Genomic DNA, 22,142 nt, shown 5'->3' on the forward strand with positions numbered 1-22,142 from the left:
TTGCAATAATCTCAGAAAGCTGCTTTTCAGATACAACAGTCTATCGATGGATTTGCGGATATACGCACACCCACAACAAATCTTTGTAAAAGCAGAATAAATTTATTGTCCCGCGAATGTTTTGTGTACGGGGACTTAAACTATGGCACGTTATTTACATAAAAATTTACAGTAGCAATTAAACTGTTTAATGTATGCGTTGGCAGGATTTACGAAGAAGTGGAAATGTTGAAGACCGCCGCGGAATGTCCGGTGGCGGCAAATTTGCAATAGGCGGAATCGGGGCAATAATCATGCTGGCAATCGGTCTACTGACCGGCCAGGACCCCGGTGTGATATTATCCAATATACAGGGAAACCAGACAACCGAACAGGCACAAACCCGCCCTCCCGGCCCGCGCCCGGATGACAGGACTGCTGATTTTGTTTCCGCTGTTCTGGGAAGTACGGAGGATGTTTGGACCGAGATTTACGCGGCCAATGATGCACAGTACGAAAAACCGACTTTGCAGATATTTGAAGATGCCACGCAGAGCGGCTGCGGAGGAGCATCTTCGGCAATGGGGCCGTTTTACTGTCCGGCTGATCACAAGGTTTATATTGATCTTGACTTTTGTAATGAACTCAGAAACAGGTTTAAGGCACCGGGGGATTTTGCAGTCGCCTATGTCGTTGCGCATGAAGTAGGCCATCACGTACAGAATACAATGGGCATTTCCGAGCAGCTTCAGAGGCAGCGCGGACGCATCAGTGAGGCTGAGTACAACAAACTTTCGGTCAAGCTGGAACTTCAGGCTGATTTCCTTGCTGGCGTATGGGCAAACCACGCACAGCAAATGAGCAACATTCTGGAACCGGGCGACCTTGAAGCTGCGCTTACTGCCGCCAATGCGATCGGTGACGACAAGCTGCAAAAGGAGTCACAGGGATACGTCGTACCGGATGCATTTACGCACGGTACTTCACAGCAACGAATGTACTGGTTTAAAAAAGGTTTCGAAACGGGCGACCTCAATCAGGGAAAATACGAGGATATAAGATAACAACCCGAAGCCGGATAATATTTACTGTCCGGCTTCTTTTATAGCTTTGAAAAGCTCGTCGGAAAGGGATTCTATGGAAGGCTGTTTTTTAAGGATTCTTTTAATTCCCAGATCGTTAATCGTTTCCTGCGTAATCAGTGGCTCTATTCCGGACAGAATGAATATGCTGGTTTCTTCCAGTTCCGCAGCGTTCCTCAATAGTGGAATGCACTCATTGGCATCCATATAAGGCATATGCCAATCCATGAAAATATAGTCGGGTATTGCATAATGATCGTCTTTCAAGATATTGACTGCTTCCGGGCCACTGGAAGCAAACGTGCAGTTGACATCCGGAAAAACCTGTTTCAATGCATACTGAAACAACTCCTGATCGTCTGCATCGTCATCAATCAAAAGACAAGTTACATTTCCTTCCATGGCATTATGCTGTTTAACTGTCAATATGCATTGGTTCCACAATTTTTATGCCTTGAAAGCCTTTTTGCAGCCATTTCAAATAACAAACTTTTCAAAAGGGCAAATTAACTGATGCTTCGGTGCCTTGCCGTAAACAGAAGCTGATCTGAACAGCCGTACCTGTATGAAAGCCGGCTTTTTTACATTATCCGGAGGAGAGAAAATTTTTCCGCAAATCAGAATTTTTTAATCCGTTATACCTCAGCTTCGTACCGGGCTCTTAATGTTGAAAAAACCTGCCGCATACCGGTCACATGCCAAAAAGTAGACTTGGGATGTCAAAAATTACATTCGGGACAACTTGTGTTTTACAATGCCTGGCGCAAACATCAAATTTGTATCACGCTGTTAAACGAGGCACTTCACTCACAGCAGGATAAACTAAATCTGTTAGCCATGAAATTGTATTCTATCCCAGAACTTCCGGCTTTCATGCTGAGGAAAGTTGCATGTTGCTATAAAGAAAAATCCGGCATATTCCTGCGCTGAAACCAGCCATGCAAAACCTGAAAACAAAAATGAACGAAGGGTTGTAATGGCCATGCGCGTATAATTGCTTCCGTCAGCCCCGTGATAAATCCCAACCGAATTTTATATTCTGTAATGAAACGTTTACTAAGTGTGCTTTTACTGATTACCGGAATGCTGGAAGGATGTAAAAACAATCCGGAAAAAATTACTTTCCAGTCTCCGGAACCGGAATGGGTTATCTACAATGCTGCCAATTCCAGGCTGCCCGACAATCAGGTTAACGCCATTGCCATTGATACAAAAGATGTTAAATGGATCGGAACAGCAAACGGACTTGCCCGGTTGGAAGGCACCGGCTGGACATTGTACAATCCTGAGAATTCCGGCTTGCCATCAGCCGTTATACAGGCGCTGGCCGTGGAAGAAAACGGCGCGGTCTGGGCGGGAACAAACAAGGGGCTTGCAAGATTTGACGGAGCAAAATGGACGGTTTACAAAACAGATAACAGCGCGCTGGAAGCAAATGCCATCACAAGCATTGTGCATGACAGCAAACGCCATATAACCTGGATCGGTACGGAGAAAAATCTGGCAAAATTCGACGGCAGCAAGTGGGAAAGCCTCGATCTCGCAGATAACATGATCATTTCTCTGGCCGTTGACAAAAACGGGGCAATTTGGGCGGGTACTTTCAATCACTTTGCTTTTATCGGAGGAATCAGCAAGTACGATCAGGGGAAATGGACGGTTTCCCGGCTTGACCTTAAAGGCTATCCTTCCACTTTTCCGTTTGCTCTGGCAGTTGACAATCAGAATGCCGTGCTGGCCGTACTGGGCGGAACTTCTGTAAAAAGCGTGGTCCGCATCAGTGACGGTTACTGGCAGGAAGTGAGGCAGCCGGAAAAAGCAAGCGGTTTGAAAACCATCCTGCTGGAAGGCGATAAAATCTGGGTGGGAGGAAACACACTTGCACTGTTTGGCAATCCCGGCGCCGAATGCCTGACCGTACCCGAATCAGGTTCCAGTATCAGTGCAATGGCCCTTGACAGTAAAGGCAGAAAATGGCTGGGTACCGTTTTCGGAGGAATTGCAGTTTATCAAACATCATTAAAACAATAAATTATAACAGCCATGAAAACAACAGTAATGAATCCATTTTCAAGAGTAATTACACTTGCAGGCAGCAACACCGCCAACCTGGTGCCAGTATATACCCCGGGCAAAGTGCTCTGGCTGGCGGCTCACGAAATAACGCATCTTCAGGGTGAAGGAAATTATACTTACATCCATACGCGCCAGGGCAAGAGGCATATAGTTTCCAAAACGCTGAAAAATGTTCAGGAAATATTGTGTGCGGACTTTTTACGGGTGCATAAATCTTACGTGATTAACCCGGAATACATAACAGCCCGCCTGGATGCAGATATGCTGCTGATGAGCTGCGGACATAAAGTTCCTATTGCAAGAAGAAGAATCAGAGAAGTTCAGGAACGGATATCCATTGGTTATCTGGCCGTAGGATAGAATTTCCTGCCGGAACCCGAATAAATAAAATGACCAGGAACAACTATTTCGTTTCTGGTCATTTTGATTGTCCGGGCATTTTTCCCGGACTTTGATGCGTTTGCTGCTGATGAAATTTGTTTTTCTGACGGTAAGTCAAAGTAATGGTTCAAAAGATTAATTGTTCAGTCCTCTTCCTGTTTTGTGCTGAAGTTCGTCAATGCGCTTGGATGCATTGGCTTTACTGAGGTTTTCATCAAATTCAACACCCGCTTCGTCAGAAAGTGTTTTAAGATACGACTTCTGAGCACCAGTCATAGGCTCGTCGCCCGTAGTCCATTCGTCCGGATCTTTAACTGTATTGGAACCTTGTATATCCTGGTTTTTGTTTGCAGAATCTCCCTTCTCATCAAACAATTCTTCATTTTTATTACTCATTTATTATAAACACCAGGATGGAAATGATTGTTCCTGTTATTCTGGTCTAAAAATTGTAAGATTCCCCGGATTAAAATAATTGGTTCTGGATTAGGTATAAATTCGCCTAAAGATTCAAAATAAGTGTATATTGAATATGGAAGCCGAACAACCATGACAACCGTGAACGAGGAAGTTAAAAAAAACGGGATTTTTGATCTGATACCGCCGTCTGTTGATCAGGGTCATATCATATGCAAAGTTTTGTATAATGAAAATGATGATGCCTGTGATCTCCGTTTTCTGGATTTTTATGCAGTGCCCGAATCGGAAAGCGCCGACGCGGTACCGGAAATAGTTGGAAAGACAGTCCGTGAACTTTATCCCGAAACGGCATCCTGCTGGATTGAGAAAGCAGATCATGCAAGCCGCACAAAACAGCAGACGTATATAGAGTATTATACCAATGCCTTAAAGCACTGGTTTGATGTTTACTTCCTTTTTACCGGAAGCAAAGATGAAGATCATGTTTCGGTTATTTTCAGGAATGTAACCGGACAAAAGCAAAATGAAGCGGTGAATGCTTTTTTGCTGGAAGTTCAGGACAGCATGGCAGGGCAGGATACAGCAGAGAAAATCGCGCACACGGCAGGGGAGAAAATCGGCTCGTTTCTGGATGTTGCATTTTGCCAGTTTTTACATATAGAATATACCCTTGCAGAATGGGAGCTTCTTTATCAATGGCATACAGAAGACGGACAGGTAAATCACGAAATCATATCCATGCCGTACTGGCGGGACGAAGCATTCAGGCATGCGGCACGCGCCGGCAAAAGTATTGTATTCCCAAAGCAGGGCAACGAGCCGGAAAAGGCTGAAAGTGCAGACACAGCCGGAAAGGAGTTATCTTATGTAGCTGTTCCGTTTCACCGCAATGATGCGCTGACATTCGTTCTGATCGTCGGAAATCCGGGCCTTCGGAACTGGCAGCCTTTTGAAATAAAACTGATTGAAGAGTCGTCTGCCCGGGTTTTCCCGCACCTCGAACGTGCGTTGGAAAAAACGGCTATGAAAGAAAAGGAAGCACTTACGCAAATTGTAGTTGACACTACAGAACTTGCAACATGGGAATGGAACCTGATTGTAGATGAAATAAACTGGAACAAGCAGCATTTTGAACTTCTGGGCATGGAACCGAAGGATGAACGGGTCAAATCGGAGGCTTTTCTGAACCATATTTATCCAGACGACAAGGAATTCGTTACCGCAGAGCTGGCAAAGTCGGTTCACGAAAATCTACCTTTCAGTGCAGAGTTCCGTATTGTCCGCGACGATAATATCATCAGGTGGATGAGTGGCTACGGCCGGGTTACGCAGCAAAAAAACGGGGTTACAACGCATATGAGCGGCGTAATGCTGGATATTACCGAGCGTAAACAGACTGAAATAACACTGCGCAACAGCGAGGAAAGGCTGCGGAAGCTTATCAATGATGTTAAGGATTATGCTTTGTTCATGATCAGCACAGATGGTATAATCATCGAATGGTCGCCAGGTGCGGAAAAGATCAAGGGGTACACGGACGAGGAAATTATCGGAAAGCATTTCTCCATCTTTTATACACCGGAAGAAATAGCTGACAGTCAGCCTGAAAAAGAGCTGGCAAAGGCTATGGCCGAAGGACATGCTGAAACGGAGGGCGTGCGCGTGCGTAAAAGCGGAGAACGTTTTCTGGCGAGTGAAGTGGTGACGGCTGTTTATAATATCAACGGCAAGCTGACCGGCTTCAGTAAAATAGCCCGCGATATTGGAAAGCACAGGCAAGTACACCGGTTGCCAAAACAGCCTGCGGAACAATTTAGAAGTGTAGTTAACAGCATATCGGAATATGCCATCATTATTTACGATACCGGCAATTACATAACCGACTGGAATCCCGGCGCCCAGATTATGTTCGGCTTCACTCCCGAAGAAGCAATCGGGCAGTTTGCAGATATTATTTATACAGATGAAGATAAAGCAGCAGGCATTCCGGAAAAGGAAATTCTTGCTGTCCGGAAGGAAGGACGTGCGGTTGACGAGCGTTATCATGTGCGTAAAGACCAATCGCAGCTGTATGTTTCCGGCATCATGTCGCCGCTGTACAATAAGGACGGAAAGCTGGCCGGGTATGTGAAAGTCGCACGTGACCTGACGGAGCGTAAAAAAATGGAACAGACCCTTAAAGATGCAGACCGCCGGAAAGATGAATTTATGGCCATGCTGGGACACGAACTGCGCAATCCGCTGGCACCGATCCGGAATATACTTCAGATCCTGAAACTGACCCACCAGAACGACGAAGCGCTGAATTCTTCTGTTGATATGATGATGCGGCAGGTGGATCACATTGTTCATCTGGTAAATGACCTGCTGGACATGAGCCGTATCAACAATGGAAAAATAAATTTTCGTCCCGAACGCACCGACCTGGTTTCGGTTACAAAACGTGCAATAGAGATGGCCAGGCCAATGTTTCAGGCCGGAAACAGGGTTTTAACAGTTCATTTGCCTGAAGAATCTATTTACATTGACGGAGATATTACACGTATTATTCAGATTATTAATAATTTGCTGAGCAATGGCGTTAAATATACTTTGGCAGAAGGCCGGGTAATACTTACTTTGGAGCGTGTAGAAGATGAAGCCGTGCTGAGTGTAAAGGACAATGGCGTAGGAATTGCCAGAGAGCATCAGAATGAAGTTTTTGAAACCTTTGTTCAGATCAATGCAACAATTGACCGATCCATGGGCGGCCTCGGACTTGGGCTTTCTATGGTCAAGCAGCTGGTCGGGCTGCATGGCGGATCTGTAAAAGTGATTAGCGCCGGGCTTGGTACAGGAAGTGAATTCATAGTAAAATTTCCTGTAATAGATTAATAATTAACCAACATACAAATGTCAACTCCACAGATAAAAGAAAAGGACGAGCGCCGGCGCATACTGGTTATTGATGATAATCATGATGCTGCCGATACCTTGGCCATGATGCTTCAACTCACAGGCAATGAAGTAAAAACCTGTTACAACGGACTGGACGGCGTGGCAGCTGCCGAAAGTTTTCAACCGGTAGCCGTTATGCTGGACATCGGAATGCCGGATGTCAACGGATACGAAACCTGCCGGATGATCCGGGAAAAGGAATGGGGAAAATCGATCGTTATCATCGCACTGACCGGCTACGGGCAACAGGATGACATTCAGAAAAGCAAGGAATCCGGGTTCAATGCACACCTGGTGAAACCCCTGCATTTGCCTGATCTTACAAAACTTCTCGATATACTGCTGCCAAAAGCGGAATAGCCTTACTTCACGCTATCAAAAACGGATACCTTGCCTGAAACAAACCGGAAATTTCATTTTCGACAAGATCGTAAATGCCGGCTTGTAAAGGCTTGCCGTTATTCCGTTTTTTGCAAAATTTGATTTATTGGTTAATAAATAGAAGTTAGCAAACATCCTCGGAAAGTTTTGTTTCAAATTTACAGCAGTCCTGGGAAGTTGATTATATTTAAAATAATCTATTGTTTATTTCCTAAAACTCAAAATATGAAACTGGTATTTTCCCTGATTGTTTCTTTTTACCTGATGACTGTTCAGGCGCTTTTCCCTGAATATAACAAGAAAGCTGCTCCGCCCGTACAAGCAGGCAGGCAAACGAACAAGCAACCACAAACAAAGGAACTTCCGAGAATTGCCATCGCCGGACTGGGCATAGAATCCAGTACATTTTCGCCTGCACTCACCAATGAAGAGGCTTTTCATGCAAAGTACGGAGCTGAAATATTTACTTCGTACCCTTTTTTAACAGCCGATTCGCTGGACCGGAAACGAGCCAACTGGCTTCCTGCGCTGGTCGGGAAATCATTGCCGGGCGGTGCAGTTACAAGAGAAGCTTACGAATCGCTTGTAAAACAGACGCTTGATCTGCTTAAAAGGAATGGTCCTTATGACGGTCTTTTCTTTGATATTCACGGGGCCATGAGCGTTGTGGGCCTTGATGATCCCGAGGGCGATCTGATCGTAAGAATCCGGGAAGTTGTCGGTAAAAAGACGGTTATTTCAACTTCCATGGATTTGCACGGAAATGTTTCATGGCGGCTGGCACAAAATACGGATCTGATCACCTGTTACCGCATGGCGCCGCACGAAGATGCCATGCAGTCGAAGAAACGTGCTGTTGAAAATCTGTTGGCCAGAATCGAAAGCGGAAAGGGCAAGCCTGCATACAAAGCCTGGATTCCGGTTCCGATATTGCTGCCGGGTGAAAAAACAAGTACAAGAATTGAACCTGGAAAAAGCCTTTACGCGAAAGTTGCGCCTGCATCGGTACAGCCGGGAATTGTGGATGCGGCAATCTGGATCGGTTATGCATGGGCCGATGAACCCCGCAATCATGCCGTAGTAATGGTGACCGGTGATGACAAGGAGAAAGTAACCAGCACGGCTGAACAGCTTGCATCAAGTTTCTGGAAAGTACGTTCGGAATTCGGGTTTGTGGCGCCTACGGGCACGCTGCAGGAAAGTCTTGACAAGGCCATTGCCAGCCATAAACACCCGTTTTTCATCAGTGACTCAGGCGATAACCCGACTGCCGGAGGCGCAGGCGACGTGACCTGGACGTTAAAGGAAATTCTTGCACGGCCTGAATTCAAAGCAGAAAACGGGCCTTCTTTGATATATGCTTCCATTCCCGGGCCGGAGTTTGTAAAAAGCGCCATTGCTGCCGGGGTAGGAGGAAAGGTGGACGCCTATGCAGGTGCGAAAGTGGATGCACGGTTTGCTCCGCCGATCAGACTTGCGGGCATTGTGGAATCCATTGAACACGGCGACAAAAATGCAGAGACCGAAGTAGTTGTGAAAGTCGGGAGCGTGCATGTGATTGTAACGCAAAAACGCAAGCCTTATCATAAAGAAAACGACTTTACAAGACTGGGCCTCAATCCCCGGAAATCAGATATTGTTGTGGTCAAAATCGGTTACCTTGAACCCGAACTTTATGCCATGCGGGCAGACTGGATACTGGCGCTTACGCCCGGCGGTGTAGATCAGAATCTGGAAAGACTGCCGTATAAAAGGATCAAAATGCCGATGTTCCCGTTCAGCAAAAACATGGCCGATCCGGATCTTTCAGCCAAAATCGTTCCTTCGTCGGATGGTATATAAGTTTGATGAGTGCAAGTAGCTGTTGGCTTCTGGCTGTTAGCTTCTGGCTTTTAGCTTTTACTTGTTCAACTTGAATTGAACAGCTAAAAAAAGACCAGCTGTAAAACATTGGATTTAGATCCTTTGTTTTACAGCTGGTCTTCTGCTTTGTATATTATTAAAACTTACTGATTCGTATTCCAGCGATTGCCGTAAAAGCGTTTCTGATTAAAATGCTCATGCTCGTAAAATCCTTCCGGATGGCTTTCGTAAGAAGTGGCGCCTGCTGCTACTGCCGCTGCCAGCCCTGAAAAAGTATTCCGGATAGCAGACTCGGTTGCCGGTGTTATGTTTCCTTTTTCGTATTCAGGCAATCTGTAAACCTGTCTGGAAGCCAGCTCGGCAATAATTACTTCGTCGTCACTTTCATGCAGCGTTGCCAGTCCGATTGGTAACAGGACGTTCTTCGAGCTGGAGTTCACCTCGTTTGCATCCAAATCCATAACGATATACAACACCTTGCGGGATACTTTATCAAAAATCAGTTCCTGTACTTCTCCGATTTTATTGCCCGATACATCTTTGACTTTCCAGCCTTTGATATTGGGTTGTCCGTCTGCTATCTCGAAATCACTTCCGCCCAGTTCTTCAAGGCGGTTGTTATCTGTTGAATTTTCATTGATGGCCATTGTTGTTTCATTTAAGGTTTTAACCACTTTCTGCTAAGTCAAAATGCGGTTTTACTTTTGTTTCATCACTACAATTTCAACCCTGCGGTTCATTTGTCTTCCTTCCGCAGTTGAATTGGATGCAACCGGGTCATTCTGCCCTTTGGATTCAACAGAAATCTTGTCGTTGGAAATGCCGGCATTTTTTATCAGCCAATCTTTAACCGATTCTGCGCGCTGCTTGCCAAGTTCGGCATTATGGCCTGCTGAACCGGTTGAATCTGTATTTCCGTAAACAGCTACCGAACCTCCGGTAAAACGCTTCTTGAGGGAAGCCGATATTTGCTGAAGCTGTTTTTCAGCACCGGACTGAATGTTGGAATCATCCGTTGCAAACAGTACATTTTCACCCAATCCGTAAATGGTGTAATTATCGTTTCCTCTTACTGTAATGCTTGTATCCGTTATTTCTTCATAAGATGCATTCGGGGCATTAAAGTCGATATTGCCCCAGTCAGGAACGGTCACCGCTTCAATTTTTGCAGAACTGTCTTCTGTTACAACTTCTGTTTCAGCTACATCATCTTTGCCGCAGCTTCGGAACAGGAAAATAAGAGCGAGGATAACAAGTGCAAGAATAAGCCATATCCACCATGGCGATTGTTTTTTAGGTTGTACGTCGAGTTCGGCCATAACTATTTTAAAAACGGTTGTTATAAATTAAAAATAAAGGCTTCAGCTTCTGCTGAAGCCTTTATCACTGACTTCTGAAATGAAATTGAATTACAGATCCAGACCTGATTTTCTCAGTCTTTCCTCATCTGTAAGATCTTCAACCTCAACTTGAGTACTGCGTACGGTATCGCTGATCACTTCTTCTCTTTCGTCCACATCTTTTACAAGACTTACTTCTTCAACCACGCGTGCTTCTTTGGATACAACCGGAACTTCGGCATGCTCGATTACTTCGATTGTTCCTTCTTTGAATGTTGTAAAATCAGCTTCTGTAGCAAGACGGTCAACGGATGTTCTTTCTACGGATACAAATTCTTCTCTCAAACGGATGCTTTCCTCAACAGGGCGGTGTACAATACGGCTTTTCAGTCTTACTCCGCCAGTTTGTACTTCACGTTTTCCAACATGCAGTTCTTCTTTAATAACAGGTATAGCGCCGGTGCCGGTTACATTATCGCCGACAGTTGTTCCGGTTGAAAGCGTTGAGTCCGTCAAATCGGTTGAAAGCGGAGTACTGCCTGTTACGCCGGTTAAGGTCGGATCGACATAAGCTGTATCTGTGGTCAGCGTGGAACCTGTCGCCAGCGTGGAATCGCCGTATGATGATTTTGAAGTATCTTCATCAATATCAACTGCTCCGTAATTGTCCAGAATCCTGGCTGCTTTTTCAGCTTCGTCTGCTGTTCTTGCATGTACCGTCAGGATGGTTCCTCTGCGGCCTGCTTCTGTATACCGGTCCAGATCATCATCATCGTCACCGAACAGGTTCCTGAAGAAGTTTCCGATTCCATCGGATGATTCATCTTTTCTGTGCGAATCTGCTGTGTAATCAGTACCTGTTGTTGTCGAAGATGTTTTTATATCAACATTATCGCTTGTAAATCCATTTGCAAGCAGATACTTCTGAGCTTCCTGTGCTTCACTTGTATATTCGAAAATTCCTACTACTGTACTTGACATGATCTTGGTATTTTAGGTTGTGGAATGATTAATTGTAATACGGAGTGCTCATAAAATTTTTGTGCCAGCCGGAATTCATTGTGCCGGCTGCTGCTGCTCAGCAATCATTTGCCGGATCCGGAGTCTGCCCATGCTGTTGAATGATAAAATTGCTTTCACAGCAGTATAAAGCGCGTATAAACCCTCGGTGCATTTACGCCGAAACAGCGGTTCAGGAGCTTTGTACCGTCTATATTATATATGTTTTGAAATGCTGCGGAAATTCCGGTTTCTGCCTTTCGTGTTTACAGTTGAGGAATGATACTCCCATTTTGCGGCTTGTTGTACTTGAATATCTTCGATTAAATCCCTGTTTTACAGAGCTGATCATCAGAAATCAGTCATGCCAGAACTTAAAAGTTAACAAACGCTTTACATTGGAATTCAGGATTCGCCAGTGCAGTTGAAACAAAAATCCGTACAGAAACCCGGATGTGGTTTTATGTGTAAAAGTTATTCCGATTCGTATGTGCCCGTTTTATCAGAATTACAATTTGTACCGGTAAGTAATCCGGTCCGGCCATTGGATTGATCGATTCGCTTTCAAAATGTGCTAAGCCATAATATTGAATCACTATTTATCTGCGGGCAAAGTGATCAGAATTGAATTAACTCCATTTAAAAAACCATGAAAAGAAAATTATTACACACAGCAGCTTTGATGTTCTCCTGCTTTGGTCTGGTGCAGGCACAGTTTCTGCCGAAAGTAAATACGCCGGCATGCTTGTCCTGCGTACCGGCTGGCTGGCACGGCTCCAGTGTTCCCGCAGGTCACATGCCGTCGGTTTCCAAGAACCTTTATTACGGAAGTCCTTACAAACTGGATAACTTCACACAAGTGGACTATTCATTTGCTCCGACATTGCCTGCTGCCCCTTCCGGGAAGTCTACTTTCTTGAGTATCAATAACACAAAGGATATTCAAACGTCGGCATTTTCAGTAATTACCGGATTGGTAAAACACCACCGTTACAAGGTAAATTTCAGTCTGAGTACGGCCAGGATTCATTATAATCACAAGAAAACGGGCAACCAGATGAACTATGCCGTTTCAGGCTACGCCAAATCTGCAAAGGTAAGTCTGAGCAATGGTGCGTTCGGATCGGAAGAAGTTGTTTTTACGCCGGGTACACACACGGACAAATGGGTTCCGGCCAGCATTACATTTACAGCGCTTGACAAGCAAGCAGACCTGCATTTTACAGGTACCGGCAGCAATGCCTCGCCGGGAATTGCAAACCTGGATTTCCCGGCGGCACCAGTTCAGCCATTGTGCAGTGCGACTCCGAAGCAGATTGCTCTGAAGACAAACAAGGTCAATGCATTTTATTCCAAAACTTTTGATCTTGCAAGTTCCAAAAACATTGCGCAGCTTCCTGTCGGTACGCCGGACAATATTCCGGACGGATTTTCTGTGAAGGTTTTTGACAATCCGAATCACACGGGAAGCCCTGTAAAAACGATATCAAAAACCGGAACGTTTTATTACTTTTTCTATGACGAAGTATTTGGCTGCTATAATACAGACCATTCCACAGCCAAACTGACGGTTGAATACATGGCAGAAGTTCAGGTGCCTTTAAAAGCTTCCACGCTGACAAATACATGTCCGCAGAATACAGCCAATCTTAATAATGCCGTTGCAACATTTAACGGAAGCAGCTACCCGGTTGTATGGTTTGACAATCCGACGCACAGCGGCCTGAGAGTAAGAACGCCGGAAGCAGCAACGACCGGAACTTACTATGCTTTCTTTTACGATGTTGAAAAAGGATATTTCCTGACGGACCATTCCGTTGCGAAGGTAAAAACACTGCAGTGCGTAACGCCGGTTCTGAACATCAATGCAAGAACTGCGGCAAACGAAGCACCGGAAAATAGCGGAATTCAGGATACGGATGTAACATCGGAAATAAATGTTTATCCGAATCCTGTATCTGATTTACTGAATATTGAATCAGCAGACTGGGAAAATGTTTCTGCTGTTCAGATTTATAATGCAAATGGCAAGCAGGTTTACCAATCCGGTTCAAAGCCTGCAAATACGGTAGACACCAAAAATCTGCCTGCCGGTACTTACCGGGTAAAAGTATCCGGAAAAGACCATTCTGTCCATAATTCCAGAATCCTGATCGTGCGATAAAAAGCAGCGTTTATGCTGAAATGAATGTGACGGCCCGCAGATGTCAAGGTACATTCAGTCAGCCTGCAAGTAATCCTTACTGGTACCAATGGATTTTGCATCTTCCTTCCCGGACATTTTCGGGAAGGTTTCTTTATTGTTACGGTTGTATACAGATCTCAAAACAAAAGAGAACCTGAAAATGCATTCAGGTTCTCTCCATATGTGGTAAGATGCTTTTGCGCTTAATTGCCGTGCATCACCTTTAACGTTTTTGTAAATTCTTCGCAGCTTACTTTAACGAGCAGCATTCCTTTTGCATATGGTTGTACATCAAATGTAAACTGATCCGTAGTATTCGATTTGGTTACTTTCTCTTTAATGAGCGTATTTCCGCGGATGTCAAAAATTTCAACTTCAGGAGTGGTATTTGCCGGTCCGGTAATGCTGGCAACTACTTTTCCGCCGCGTATGGGGTTTCCTAAAAGTACTGCGTCCCATTCCAGTTCTGCTTCTACATCTTTGGATGGCATTCCCGGATGCAAATAGGAGTCGGTTGTTTCATGATCAATGTAAACCGATAATTCTGTGGTTCCGTCTTCACCTGTGTACTCAATAATGCATGAATGATCAGGAATCTGTAAATTTCCCTTTTCGCCGGTAATACTGATAACCTGCTTTTTCCCGTCTACCAAAAATTGATATTTTCCATCAGGAGTGGGCATGGTTATGCTCAGTGGCCTTGTGCCCGGACCAAGCGGCTGAATCTGTTTCTGCTTTGCGAGAGACGGCAAAGCGATTCCCGACATGACAGTAGCCAATCCCATGGCTGTCATCTGAATAAATTTTCTGCGTTCCAATGTCATTTTTGATTTACTTAGGCGATTGCTAAAGGTTTTGAAACCCTGGAATAAAGGGATGATGATTTAGTGATTTCCATGTTGGCAAATTCAATGGCAAGACTTGCCGGATGCGCATTGCGGTAAATACCGAATTTCCAGTAAGGCCCTATCTCGTCCGGATAGCCGATCCCGATGCCTGAAAGGTTGATTAATTCCTTTCCGTTTTTCCAGAACTGCAGCTGGCCTTTGGTCGGTGAGAACCTTACCCGCATTACTATTCGGTGCCATTCACCTCTCGGAAGCTGCGTAGTGCCCCGTAGTACAGCTTTCGGGTTTTCTCTGTGCGGATTGGCTGTAGTTGCGCAGGTATAAACAGTCATCGTATCTGTACCTTGCAGCCTGAGTCCGAGCACAGGGCTGGAACTCACATCCCTGTCGTCCTCGCTGGCATGAAATTGTCCGATGAAACAAACCTCTCCTGAATCATAATCAAGCGCTTTGCCGGGTAGAATCCGAATGGAGTAAGAAACCCAAATGTCCTGATTGTGCGGAAGGTTTGCATTCTTTTGGTAAAATTCCGAACGTTCCTTCGGCTTTGTACTGTTTGCATCTCCGGCCCATCTGTCGCCCGAGTTGACCTGTACACGAAATATCGGAGCCGTTTTGTTTAAGGCCTGCTGAAGAGACCACGATTTATTAGGCGTCTGTGAATTGAACTCGTTCCCCAGAATCATGACCCGCGTGTTGGTTTCGCCGACACTTGCGTAGTCCGGAGGAAAAAGCTGCTGAGCTGTTTCGTCCTTCAGTTCCAGAGGCTGGTTTGGCTTGTAAAAATTAACAACTTGTACGGCATTTTCAGAAGCGTCAATTTCAAAATTTTCAGACTGGTTAACCAGCCATGTTCCGCCGTCCTTGCGCTGTACAAAAATGTCATTTCGCTCTGCACTGGCCGGTTTAGGCAAAACAACTTCATCTGCTGATCTTGTGGCCGGACTTTCTTTTGTACGGATGTAGCTGGTCATTTTTTCACCTTTTTCCAGCTGGATTCCCCATACAAGAATTCCGCTGTTGCCGTCTCCCCGGTAAGATGGCGTTGAGTTGGAAGGCTCAGGTCCTATTTTGGTAGAGGCAGAACTGCCGGCTTTGAATGTAGCAGAGCAACGGTACCAGCCATTCCCTGCGCTTTCCATAAAGACGGCAATGTAACTGGGATTGAAAGTTCCTACTTTTCCATTGGCGAGGTCAAAATGTGCTGTGGATCCGTCTATGTTGAAATAGGCCCATTTACGTTCGGATGCTTTCATGAATGCACTGAAAGTGTAAGTGCTTCCCGAGGACGTAGAAATTGAATTAGCTGGTGAAATATAGTGTGACGAACTATTTCTATCTTCTTTGAGCTTGAATGCATTCAGAGTTCCGTCCGGAGAGCGGGTACCTGTAGTGACAATAACCGAATACTGCTTCCGCCATGAGGAATGATCAAGCAACTGAGAGTACCGGATCAGGTTTGTTGCTGCTGCTTCAATAAGTGCACCGATCAAAGTAGGCGTGCCTTCCAGGTTATAATTATACCTTAAGCCAAGATTGGTGACTACCGTATTAGGTATATATGTAGTCGCACTGGAGCCTTGTTCAAACTGTGCGCCCCATGCATAAAGGTATTTGTTCTCATTTCCTTCATAATTGATAGAATAACTGTCATTTAACATATAAATATGCAATCCGGATGATGTTCCGAGATCCGGATTACCTGTTATTTTCAGTCTCCACCAGCCGTCACCGCTATTACTTGCCTGATAACTAAGTACATTTGAGCTTGTAGAATAAAATTTACCGGTTGAAAGATTAAATTTAACACCCGGGTTTCCACCTTTGAAAGCCGATCCGTTCAAAAAACTGAACTGTACTTTGTCGCATGTTCCTGCTTTTACATATATGCTGATCGTAAGTGGCACGCCTTTTGCTACTGTTAAAGAGCGGGAGATTCTGTGTTCCCCCGAACCGCTCTTTTCCTTGATTCTGTTTGCCGACTTAGAGCCGTCGATTGTTGAGATGGTGCCGGGTATGGATGCCGTTGAACCTACGCGCATCCAGTCGCTGGTTGTAAAATCCTCACTGTGTGTCAGCATGTTACTGCCTTGTTGGTCAAAGTGAAGATAACCGTCGGCTCCGTAAAATGATGCTTCGCCCTTTCTGGAAAAAGTCAATGAACTGTTCAGGGATGCACCTTGTCTGAAATCAAATTCTTTTAGTGGGGATAATATTTCTGCCATAATTTGTGGAACATTATTTTATTTAACAAACAACAATACTGGGGTACGTTGAAATGGAATAAATTTTTAATCGACTTGTATAGCTTTTGAATAGGCACAAAGTTTCCGGTACACAAAAGTTTCCAATCAAGGTTACTCAGTGTCCTGATTTAAAAAAAACGTCTATTTTTTAACATTGTAAGGGGTTAACTGCAAACAGGAAACGACGTTTTCGTGCCTGTCGCAGTATTCTCATTCAAGTCATTTCCGAATTTGAAAACGCGGAAACAGCCTGACAGCAAATCCGAAAACTTACTGTGAAAAATTATTTAATGTACTTTGTTGATGACAGATAATTCAAACTTTTTATTTTTTCAGGTGCATCACCATAACTGGCTTAACCGATGCTGATAGTTAGATAATCCAACAGGTTATCTATATAGAGGAGTAGACTTATGATACAAACCTATTAAAAAAATTTAATAAATAGGTTGTCATGACAAATAAAATTTGAAAAATATCCGGAAAACGTGCCTGTTTTTCAAACTTGAAATACAATTTTTTATTTAGATAATACAAGTTCTGATTTCGGCATTTTTGCAAGCATTTAATTTGCAAGTTACTATAAATCAAACAGTTAAATTTACAAACAGAAGATTGCATTTCTATTGTTAGTCTACTGTATTTATATACTATGTATGCAACTAAAACAAGGCAAAAATTTTTTTAAATTATTTAAAAAAATTCTAGAACCTGGATATTTTTCGATGTAGTGTGTTGTCAAATTTCGTTGTAGAAGGATATTAAGTTTTATAAGTCCGTAAACCTAGTTTGTAGATTAACTTCTTCATTTTAGCCCTCTTCTCCCTCATCCGAACCACTGTTTCTTTCTTTTTCCTTAGCGCGATTGAGCCGGTAAGAAAATGTAACTACAAACTGCCGCGTACGCCACAGCGATTCGGAACTTGAATAATAGCCTGCGTTTTCCGTAATGCTGCGCTGCTTCCGGCTGTTGAGCAAGTCGCGTACGCTTGCTGTAACCGTTGCTTTTCCTTTCAGCACATCCCGTGCGAGGCCAAGGTCAATAGAATACTGCGCCAGATTTTTTCCCTGTGTAGTTTTTCTTGGTGCCCGATAATTCAGCGAAGACTGAAAATCTACATTTTTGAACAAAGTAGCTCTGGAAGAAACCCGGCTTGTCCAGGTATATGTATCGCTTTTGAGAATAATATCATTGTAAATGCCCTGATTTACCGCCCTGAATATGTTGGCATTGGCTGTCCATTTCCACCAGCTGAAAGGATCGTAGGTAAGGTTGAATTCAAAGCCATAAGAATCGCCTGTGGATAAATTGACAGGAGTAATTCTCGTAAATCCGGTAGAGTCCACGGAAGTTATATTTTCAACAACACCAAGCCTGTGCCGGTAATAAATGCTTGATAATAAGGTTCCTTTTTCCATATTGAGCAGATGTCCGGCTTCAAAGGAATGCGTATATTCGGGGTTCAGCAATGGATTTCCAGCCCTGAAAACACGTGAATCGCTGAAATTGGAAAACGGAAGCAAATCCCGGAAACCCGGCCGGCTGAGCCTGTAACTGTAACTGAGTTGTAAAGTCTGGGAATCTTCGAGCTTGTACGAAAGATGAACGCTGGGAAACAAATTAAAATACTTCCGGTGACTTGTAAGGCCGGTTTTTTTCAGTTCTGTCAGAATATCGGAATACTCGCCGCGTAAGCCTGCCTGTATGAAAAACTTGCCGAACTGATTGCTGGCCATAAGGTAAGCTGCATGTATTTTTTCATTGTATCCGAGCCTGTTATCAAAATCCGGAAGGATGATCCAGTTCATATTTTCATTCTGCTGATGTACAGAAAAATCATTGTCCAGCAAGCGTACGGAGCTTTTCAGACCGGTTTCAACTTTGCCGCTTTTTCCGAAAGGATGAATGTAGTCCAGCTGAAAAAGCATGTTTTTCTCATCTTCTGTATTAAAGGAGCGTTGATGAATGCTTGCCGTTTCGCCGGCTGTACTTTCATTGAACCGGGAAGATTCTGTTTCATCACTCAGAATGTATTTTGCAACAATAGCCAGACTCTGATCTTTTCTTTCAAAAGTTTTGCTGTAATCAATTGTAGCTTCAAAATTGTTCCTCGGCTCGGTTTCCCTTTCTGTGCGGAGTACCGTCCGGGTAAGAATATTATTAAAGTCAAAGTCCCGGTATTCCAGCAATGACTGATTGGTATTGCTGGATCTTCTGTAAGATACACTTCCTGTGAGCGTATTGAAGTTGTTTATGAAATAATCCATTCCAGCCGTAAAGTTGTTGGAAATGCTGCTGCGGTTTCGTTTGCTGGTCTGCTCATATACGAAACTTGTATCTGCGCTGTTGTATTCCTGACGCGAATTACCTCTTCCTGGCCCTTCGCGGTACATGTTTCCGTAACTGGCAATCAGGTTTACCTTTCTTTTTCTGTAATTGATATTGAACGAGCCGCCAAAGTTGTACGGATAACCGCCCGTAGCTGTAAATGAGCCGTTTAGTCCATATCTGATGTTTTTCTTCATGATGATATTGAGAATTCCGACTTCACCTTCCGCATCATATCTGGACGAAGGATTCGTAATGATTTCAATGCTTTCAATGAGGTCGCCGGGGATCTGCCGCAATGCATCGGCCGGATTCATGCCGATCATTCCGGATTGTTTTCCATCAATCAGAATTCGTACGTTCTGGCTTCCGCGCAATGCCACGTTGCCTTCGACGTCTACAGTGACAGACGGCATGTTGTTAAGGATGTCAGAAGCGTTGCTGCCAATGTTGCTCAAATCCTTTCCTACATTGAAAACGCGCTTGTCAAGCTGCAGATCCATCTGGCTTTTTTCACCTTTTACCACCAGTTCTTCCAATACCTTTGCATTGGATTTCAGGGAAATTATTCCCAGATCAATACTTTGGCCAGCAACGTTGACATCGGGAACGATCTTCTCATCCAGTGTTAAATAACTGATTTTGAGGAAATAATTTCCAGGTTTTGCCGGGATTGCAAATCTGCCGTTTTCATCCGATGCAATGCCGCCGGAAAGAACCGAATCTTTGGATGTATAAAGCGCTACATTGGCAAAAAGAACAGGCTGTTTGTTCCCGTCTTCAAGCTGCCCGCCGATTACATATTCATCGGCGGCCTCATCCTGGGCAAAACAAGGTGAGATCAGGAAAACTGACAAAGCCAGTATTAACGACAAGATTTTCATAGCAGCATTGATTTGAGTAGCCGTTGTACAAGGTTTGGGCAAATGGGGTCCGATGTTATATACCAGCTGGCAAAAATCTGTGCCACAAATATTTATCTATGAAGTTAATTGCTGTAAAAGGCAATCGGCCGTAAGTTGAAATCCTGTTTTCCGGAAATTACAGAAAGAATGATCTGATCACTTTTTTGCTGAAAACTTCCCTCAGCCATAAAAAAAATACTGCCACGCTTTAATTTAAAATTATTCGTACCGTTTAAACCGACTTAATGGATTTAGATCGATCAAAGTACTTGAAGGTTCAGTAAAGGATTGAATATGAAAGATTGCTGCCCCAATCTCTATTTAGTCCTAGCATATCTTTTCAGAAAGCACGCGTGTTGTCTAATTGGTTTGCACACGCCGGTCAAATGATTTTGAGACGGAGATCGTCAGTAATTCCACTCTCAAAGTTGTGGATTTCTCTTTTTTCTCCCAATTTGCAGCAGCCGGTGAGAAACCGATGATTACCTTTCAATAAATGAGTATCACCTACTGCACATTGGCTTTTGAAAGCAAAATCGTATCGGATAGTATTGCAGAAAGAAGTTTTTCTGTGAAAGTAAAGGTACAAAGGCATAAAGGTTACAACGTAAGGGGTGCGGCGAGAGAAGTTTGCTTCAGGAATACAAACGTTGGCGGTCCATTCAAAAATTAACCTGTTCCGCATTACTGATTGTAAAGGGCTGGAAAACACACACCTGATCAGGAAAAATAAATTTATAGTCTTCTGCTGATGATTGAAAATGTTACACAGCCCCAAACAGGAATTTCGCACAAAGTCCAGCGCATTTTCGGATTAGACCTGATGCGGGCTTGTTCTATATTAATGGTGTTTCTTGCGCATTCCATACCTATAAATCCCTTTGCAAACCTGTTTCCTTTTGATTATCTGTTCATTGGCGTGGAGGCATTCTTTGTGCTCAGCGGATTGCTGATCGGACGTATCATCCTGAATACCATCTTCAGGCCCCGCATCAGCTGGCGATCTATCCGGTCTTTCTGGGTGAACAGATGGCTGCGCACCTTTCCGGCTTATCTGCTGACCTTTGCAATCCATTATTATATATATAGTCCGTCACCAAACAGGTTATTTTATTTGATTTTTGTACAGAATATAGTTACTCCGCCGCCCGGTTTTTTCCCGCATTCATGGAGCCTGGCTGTTGAGGAATGGTTTTATCTGCTTTTCCCGTGTTTGCTTCTGGCAGCAGCGTACATGCTGGGAAATTACCAGAACCGGCATCGCATTTACCTGACCGGCATTGTGTTCGTGATCTTGCTCGGATTGCTTGCAAAGCTTGGGTACCATTTGTTGTACTCGCAACATTTTATCCCTTATCTGCTTGAAAATAAGATGCTTTTTCCAGGCTGGAAGGTTTTTGATTCACCTGCCGGCAACTGGGACAATATGCGGAAAATGGTTCCGTTCCGGATTGATTCCATAGCATACGGATGCCTGATCGCATATATTCTTGAAAAATACAGCTTGTCTCAAAAAACCAGGGTTTGGCTGCTCGTGGCAGGAATCATCGGCATTGTATGCTGTTTTCCAATTATCAAGCATACGATTGCACAAGGGAAAGCCAATTTTTTTACGGATGTTTTCCTGCTTCCGTTCTGTTGCTGCTCTTTCGCACTGATGCTGCCGTATGCGGTATCCTGCCCGCGTCCGGGAAAGTGGGCCGTTAAGCTGGTGACAACCATCAGCCTCACATCCTATTCTTTTTATCTGATCCATGTTTTGATACTTGAACGGGCTATAAACCTTTATCAAAACAATTCCACAGAAGCATTCGCTCCAAAATGGGCGGTTTTTGCTGGTGCATACGGCATCATATATCTGGTATCCTTGCTGATGTATAATCTGGTGGAATTGCCTTTTATGAATTACAGAAAGAAGCTCTCTCCGAATTGATCTCTCCATCTGAATTTCTTCCATTACCGACTTTCTTCTGAAAACCGGGTTTTCTCAACTTGTAACTCCAAAATGTAACTTATGGTTATATACGTTAGCTATTTTCTTATGCAATCGTTTGCATTCTGTATTTAGTTCAGCGAATAAAGCTGCGTGGTTACTTCAGAAGGATTATATCTGACTTTTGCAGGATGCATTTTTTTGTTTTTGTAACCAGGTGTTGAAAGAGGATGGTTCT

At 44.0% G+C, this 22,142-nt stretch carries 16 protein-coding genes; 8 read left to right on the forward strand and 8 right to left on the reverse strand.

Annotated elements, in window-relative coordinates; genetic code table 11:
- Positions 1 to 194: 194 nt before the first annotated feature.
- The gene (ypfJ, locus tag FEM33_RS06955) at positions 195 to 1,043 is read left to right on the forward strand and encodes a KPN_02809 family neutral zinc metallopeptidase (protein WP_139011350.1); all 849 of its coding nucleotides are present in this window, start codon (positions 195 to 197) and stop codon (positions 1,041 to 1,043) included.
- A 21-nt stretch (positions 1,044 to 1,064) separates the two neighbouring features.
- On the opposite strand, the gene FEM33_RS06960 is transcribed toward ypfJ, so the two are convergent.
- Positions 1,065 to 1,463 (reverse strand): response regulator, encoded by a 399-nt coding sequence (locus FEM33_RS06960; RefSeq protein WP_139011351.1) that lies wholly within the window; start codon positions 1,461 to 1,463, stop codon positions 1,065 to 1,067.
- 642 nt (positions 1,464 to 2,105) lie between these two features.
- On the opposite strand from FEM33_RS06960, the gene FEM33_RS06965 reads away from it, so the two are divergent.
- On the forward strand, positions 2,106 to 3,092 hold the full coding sequence (locus tag FEM33_RS06965) for a ligand-binding sensor domain-containing protein (RefSeq protein ID WP_139011352.1): 987 nt from the start codon (positions 2,106 to 2,108) through the stop codon (positions 3,090 to 3,092).
- Positions 3,093 to 3,104: 12 nt separating this feature from the next.
- The gene (locus tag FEM33_RS06970) at positions 3,105 to 3,497 is read left to right on the forward strand and encodes a LytR/AlgR family response regulator transcription factor (RefSeq protein ID WP_229214125.1); all 393 of its coding nucleotides are present in this window, start codon (positions 3,105 to 3,107) and stop codon (positions 3,495 to 3,497) included.
- A gap of 156 nt (positions 3,498 to 3,653) precedes the next feature.
- Here FEM33_RS06970 and FEM33_RS06975 read toward each other — a convergent pair whose 3' ends face one another.
- Positions 3,654 to 3,914, reverse strand: coding sequence for a DUF3072 domain-containing protein (locus tag FEM33_RS06975; protein WP_139011353.1), 261 nt, complete (start codon positions 3,912 to 3,914; stop codon positions 3,654 to 3,656).
- A gap of 153 nt (positions 3,915 to 4,067) precedes the next feature.
- Between FEM33_RS06975 and FEM33_RS06980 the strand changes: the two genes are divergently transcribed.
- From FEM33_RS06980 to FEM33_RS06990, 3 genes are all read left to right on the forward strand, one after another.
- Positions 4,068 to 6,812: a sensor histidine kinase gene (locus FEM33_RS06980; RefSeq protein WP_139011354.1), complete on the forward strand. Its 2,745-nt coding sequence runs from the start codon at positions 4,068 to 4,070 to the stop codon at positions 6,810 to 6,812.
- An 18-nt stretch (positions 6,813 to 6,830) separates the two neighbouring features.
- The gene (locus tag FEM33_RS06985; RefSeq protein WP_139011355.1) at positions 6,831 to 7,235 is read left to right on the forward strand and encodes a response regulator; all 405 of its coding nucleotides are present in this window, start codon (positions 6,831 to 6,833) and stop codon (positions 7,233 to 7,235) included.
- Between the two features lie 246 nt (positions 7,236 to 7,481).
- A complete protein-coding gene (locus FEM33_RS06990) occupies positions 7,482 to 9,098 on the forward strand; it encodes a M81 family metallopeptidase (protein ID WP_139011356.1) in 1,617 nt (538 codons plus the stop codon).
- 164 nt (positions 9,099 to 9,262) lie between these two features.
- Here the strand turns inward: FEM33_RS06990 and FEM33_RS06995 are convergent, their stop codons facing one another.
- The 3 genes from FEM33_RS06995 to FEM33_RS07005 form a co-directional block, all read right to left on the reverse strand.
- Positions 9,263 to 9,766: a PRC-barrel domain-containing protein gene (locus FEM33_RS06995; protein ID WP_139011357.1), complete on the reverse strand. Its 504-nt coding sequence runs from the start codon at positions 9,764 to 9,766 to the stop codon at positions 9,263 to 9,265.
- A 51-nt stretch (positions 9,767 to 9,817) separates the two neighbouring features.
- A complete protein-coding gene (locus tag FEM33_RS07000; RefSeq protein WP_139011358.1) occupies positions 9,818 to 10,438 on the reverse strand; it encodes an OmpA family protein in 621 nt (206 codons plus the stop codon).
- 90 nt (positions 10,439 to 10,528) lie between these two features.
- The gene (locus FEM33_RS07005; protein WP_139011359.1) at positions 10,529 to 11,440 is read right to left on the reverse strand and encodes a YsnF/AvaK domain-containing protein; all 912 of its coding nucleotides are present in this window, start codon (positions 11,438 to 11,440) and stop codon (positions 10,529 to 10,531) included.
- A gap of 667 nt (positions 11,441 to 12,107) precedes the next feature.
- Between FEM33_RS07005 and FEM33_RS07010 the strand changes: the two genes are divergently transcribed.
- Positions 12,108 to 13,622, forward strand: coding sequence for a T9SS type A sorting domain-containing protein (locus FEM33_RS07010; protein ID WP_139011360.1), 1,515 nt, complete (start codon positions 12,108 to 12,110; stop codon positions 13,620 to 13,622).
- Positions 13,623 to 13,846: 224 nt separating this feature from the next.
- On the opposite strand, the gene FEM33_RS07015 is transcribed toward FEM33_RS07010, so the two are convergent.
- The 3 genes from FEM33_RS07015 to FEM33_RS07025 form a co-directional block, all read right to left on the reverse strand.
- Positions 13,847 to 14,467 (reverse strand): T9SS type A sorting domain-containing protein, encoded by a 621-nt coding sequence (locus FEM33_RS07015; RefSeq protein ID WP_139011361.1) that lies wholly within the window; start codon positions 14,465 to 14,467, stop codon positions 13,847 to 13,849.
- Positions 14,468 to 14,478: 11 nt separating this feature from the next.
- Entirely contained in the window at positions 14,479 to 16,716 is a 2,238-nt protein-coding gene (locus FEM33_RS07020) for a phage head spike fiber domain-containing protein (RefSeq protein WP_139011362.1), read from the reverse strand.
- A gap of 831 nt (positions 16,717 to 17,547) precedes the next feature.
- Complete coding sequence (locus FEM33_RS07025) at positions 17,548 to 19,950, reverse strand: TonB-dependent receptor (protein WP_139011363.1); 2,403 nt, start codon at positions 19,948 to 19,950, stop codon at positions 17,548 to 17,550.
- Between the two features lie 772 nt (positions 19,951 to 20,722).
- Between FEM33_RS07025 and FEM33_RS07030 the strand changes: the two genes are divergently transcribed.
- Positions 20,723 to 21,904, forward strand: coding sequence for an acyltransferase family protein (locus FEM33_RS07030; protein WP_139011364.1), 1,182 nt, complete (start codon positions 20,723 to 20,725; stop codon positions 21,902 to 21,904).
- The last annotated feature ends 238 nt before the right edge of the window (positions 21,905 to 22,142 follow it).

Origin of the sequence: Dyadobacter flavalbus, assembly GCF_006149045.1 — a bacterium.
Classification (GTDB): domain Bacteria; phylum Bacteroidota; class Bacteroidia; order Cytophagales; family Spirosomataceae; genus Dyadobacter; species Dyadobacter flavalbus.

Coding starts and splice junctions, on each gene's coding strand:
- FEM33_RS06965 (WP_139011352.1), top strand. CDS start 2,106: ATGAAACGTTTACTAAGTGTGCTTTTACTGATTACCGGAATGCTGGAA.
- FEM33_RS07010 (WP_139011360.1), top strand. CDS start 12,108: ATGAAAAGAAAATTATTACACACAGCAGCTTTGATGTTCTCCTGCTTT.
- ypfJ (WP_139011350.1), top strand. CDS start 195: ATGCGTTGGCAGGATTTACGAAGAAGTGGAAATGTTGAAGACCGCCGC.
- FEM33_RS07020 (WP_139011362.1), bottom strand. CDS start 16,716: ATGGCAGAAATATTATCCCCACTAAAAGAATTTGATTTCAGACAAGGT.
- FEM33_RS06990 (WP_139011356.1), top strand. CDS start 7,482: ATGAAACTGGTATTTTCCCTGATTGTTTCTTTTTACCTGATGACTGTT.
- FEM33_RS06995 (WP_139011357.1), bottom strand. CDS start 9,766: ATGGCCATCAATGAAAATTCAACAGATAACAACCGCCTTGAAGAACTG.
- FEM33_RS06985 (WP_139011355.1), top strand. CDS start 6,831: ATGTCAACTCCACAGATAAAAGAAAAGGACGAGCGCCGGCGCATACTG.
- FEM33_RS07000 (WP_139011358.1), bottom strand. CDS start 10,438: ATGGCCGAACTCGACGTACAACCTAAAAAACAATCGCCATGGTGGATA.
- FEM33_RS06960 (WP_139011351.1), bottom strand. CDS start 1,463: ATGGAAGGAAATGTAACTTGTCTTTTGATTGATGACGATGCAGACGAT.
- FEM33_RS06970 (WP_229214125.1), top strand. CDS start 3,105: ATGAAAACAACAGTAATGAATCCATTTTCAAGAGTAATTACACTTGCA.
- FEM33_RS07015 (WP_139011361.1), bottom strand. CDS start 14,467: ATGACATTGGAACGCAGAAAATTTATTCAGATGACAGCCATGGGATTG.
- FEM33_RS06975 (WP_139011353.1), bottom strand. CDS start 3,914: ATGAGTAATAAAAATGAAGAATTGTTTGATGAGAAGGGAGATTCTGCA.
- FEM33_RS07025 (WP_139011363.1), bottom strand. CDS start 19,950: ATGAAAATCTTGTCGTTAATACTGGCTTTGTCAGTTTTCCTGATCTCA.
- FEM33_RS07005 (WP_139011359.1), bottom strand. CDS start 11,440: ATGTCAAGTACAGTAGTAGGAATTTTCGAATATACAAGTGAAGCACAG.
- FEM33_RS06980 (WP_139011354.1), top strand. CDS start 4,068: ATGACAACCGTGAACGAGGAAGTTAAAAAAAACGGGATTTTTGATCTG.
- FEM33_RS07030 (WP_139011364.1), top strand. CDS start 20,723: ATGATTGAAAATGTTACACAGCCCCAAACAGGAATTTCGCACAAAGTC.